At 73.4% G+C, this 2,847-nt stretch carries 1 protein-coding gene and 1 pseudogene; both read right to left on the bottom strand.

Annotated features, from left to right (window positions below; genetic code table 11):
- Window positions 1-2,458, bottom strand: a pseudogene (locus tag ACWCV3_RS28630) (hypothetical protein); the annotation flags it as partial.
- A gap of 64 nt (window positions 2,459-2,522) precedes the next feature.
- Window positions 2,523-2,847: hypothetical protein (locus ACWCV3_RS28635; protein ID WP_451230181.1), on the bottom strand; the 325-nt coding region annotated here is incomplete at its 5' end.

The raw sequence follows: 2,847 nt of genomic DNA on the forward strand, positions 1-2,847 counted from the left end.
TGGGGGAGCGAGCACATTGAGCCCCACCGCCTTTCCCGCCGGTCCCGAACACGGGCACGTCACCTTCCTGGGTGCCGGACCCGGAGATCCGGGACGGGTGCGTCTCTTCCTGCGGCGGCGTGACGCAGACGCCGGCCTGCCCGATGTGGCAGGTGCCCCACAGCGCGGCGTGGCCGTACACCCGGCCCTCCGGGGTCACAGTGATGCCGGTGGGCACCGACAGGCCCGGGTTCTTGAACCAGTCGACCGGCGGCCGGACCGGGGCTTCCACGGACGCCACCCGCGCCCGGGGGACTCGCGCTTCCCGGACGGCGCCGATGGGCTCGCCGCCAGCGACGACCGCGCCGTCCTCTCCGAGCAGCGCGATGTACGCCTCCGCGAAAGCGGGGATGTCCACGAGCGTGGCCGCGCGGATGCGGCCCCGGTTGAACACGACCTTCTCCGGGGACGCGAAAAGCTGCGCGAACGGGTCGCCCTCGCCGTCCTCGTCGGGGTCGGCAGGCCAGACCAGCTCCATGTCGGCGTCCTTGATGGAGTCGACGTCCACCGAGACACCGCGCAGGAACTTCCCCTTGATCTTGTCGTGCACGCGCTGGCCGTCCTCGTCGGAGAGGTCCAGCACGCCCTCGCCCATGACCAGGCCGCCTTCCTCGCGCCACACCCGGTCGATGCGGCCGACGTTGACCGCCACGGTGTGCGGCTCACCGCCGTGGGAGTCTTCCTTGTTCCAGCGCAGCGGCAGCGGCAGGTCGGCCCACGTCAGCGACTCGGGCTTGAACTCGCGGCCGTCGCCGGTCTCGATGCCCTCCACGGTCAGCGGCCCCCGCCACGGTGCGGTCGGGCCGTCGCCCATCTCCTCGGGCTCCGGGCCCAGCACCTGCTCGGCGTCGGCCGCCGCGCCGTGCGCCAGGGTCTCCGCCTCGCCGGCCGCCTTGTTCTCCTTCAGCCGCTTGTCCTTCTTCGTGCCCGGGTTCGGCTCGCCCCGGCGCAGCTCCTCGGTCTCGCCGGCGGCGGTCTCGGTGTTCGTCTCGGACGCGGTCGTCATCGGTGGTTCTCCTTCCGCCGCGTGCGCGGCCCGTTGGATGTCTGCGCTGGCGGTCGCCGCGTCGTCGTTCTGTCCCCACACGGCGATCAGGAAGCCACGGCACGGGTTGCCGTACGAAGCGCCGGCGCAGTCCCGGAAGCCCATCACCGGGTACGCGTCCATCGCCTGCGCGAGGGACGTGAACTCCGAGCCGTCGACCGCCTTGCACGGCCCGCACGTGCGCTGGTCGTTCAGCTCGCTCGCCGCGTACAGCGACGCCTCGGGCGCGGCCCGGAACACAGCGAGCCGGCCCGCGTTCTGCGCGGCCGTCATCGCCGAACCGACGGCCCCGCGCATACCGGGCTTGTCGTCGGCCAGCGCGCGGTCCACCTCCCCGGCAACCGCCTCCGGGGTGGAGCGGGAGCGCAGGAACCCGGACAGCATCCGCTTGGCCGCCTGGAGCATGGACCCGGCGATCAGGTCGGAGGAGAAGGCGGCCACCGAGCGCAGCAGTTGCCGCCCGCCGGCCGCCGTCACCGCGTCCTCGCCGTCGTCGTCCGGGATGCTCCACGGCGGCACGGTGAAGCCCTGCGCCTCGGCCTCGCGCTGGCACGCCCGGCCGGCCTGCACGGCGAACTCCTCCATCAGGGTCAGCAGCGCACCGGCCGCGTCCTGCGTGTCCAGTTCCAGGTCGGGCAGGGCCTGCGGGTCGTCGGCGGTCAGACGCTGGGTGATCTGGTGGCGCAGGTCGAGACGCCACGCGGCCGTCGTCGCGGCGAGGGCGGACACCGCACGGGCCGTGGCCGCCTCCCACTGGTGGTGCACGGTGGCGAAGTCGGTGCGGGCGGACACCTCCAGCGTGGTCGGCTCCCGGCGCGGCCGGTACCCGGCGGCCGTGAGGCTGACGGCCCGACCTGCCAGTGGGATGTCCCGGTCGTCGTCCCCGAAGGAGAGCCGGATGCGGTCGAACGTGACCACGCCCAGCTTCTGCTCCAGCGCGCCGAGAAGCGCGGGGTCGTCGCTGTAGGTCGCGCAGACGTGCGCCACCCACGGGCTGTGCTGAACCGGAGTTTCAGGCAGGCCCCCGTCCAGGGCGGCCATCGCCATACCGAGAATGTCCCCGACGATGCAGCGCGCCTCGTTCAGTGTGCTGTCCGCCAGTCCCCGGTCCGGGTTGTCGCCGACGGACCACACCCACGCGGGGTTGTCCCCGTCACCGTTCCAGTGCGCGGCGCCGAACGCCCGGCACACGATGGGCGGGACGCAGCCGGCCAGTACCCGGGCGGCGGCCTCCATCGCGTCCCGCGCTTCGCCCGGCCACGCCGACCCGTCGTCTCCGAGGTAGAGCAGCGTGCAGTGCAGCTCCTCCGCCGGCTCGCCGCCGGGCACGGCCAGGCGCGCGGCGTCCTCGGCCGTCGGTATCAGCGCGATCATTCCGCCGGCGGTGTGGTCGTCCCCGGCGGCCGTGACGGTTGTCGAAAATTTTCCACACGCGTGCTCAGACTCCTGCGGGCTCACGGCCCACCCCCTTCGGTCGCAGGGACGTGCGGATCATCGACGTGGTGTCCGCGTAGGGGCTGCGGCCGTCCAGCACGAGCCGGCCGAAGGCGTCCAGGTGGCACATGTACGTGCCGGACCCCTCGGGCCGGGCGGCCGGCGCGGCCGTGGACACGGCGTGCGTGAACGGGCAGGAGTACTCGTGCTCCGAGCACAGCGCCGGATGCAGCAGGTCCCACCGGTTCGCCGCGCCGACCCGCACCATGTGCTGCGTACGGGCCTGCTGCACCAGCCGCTGCGCGCGGGCTTCGGCCGCCGCGTGCGCG

The sequence above is a fragment of the Streptomyces sp. NPDC001781 genome, from assembly GCF_053596035.1.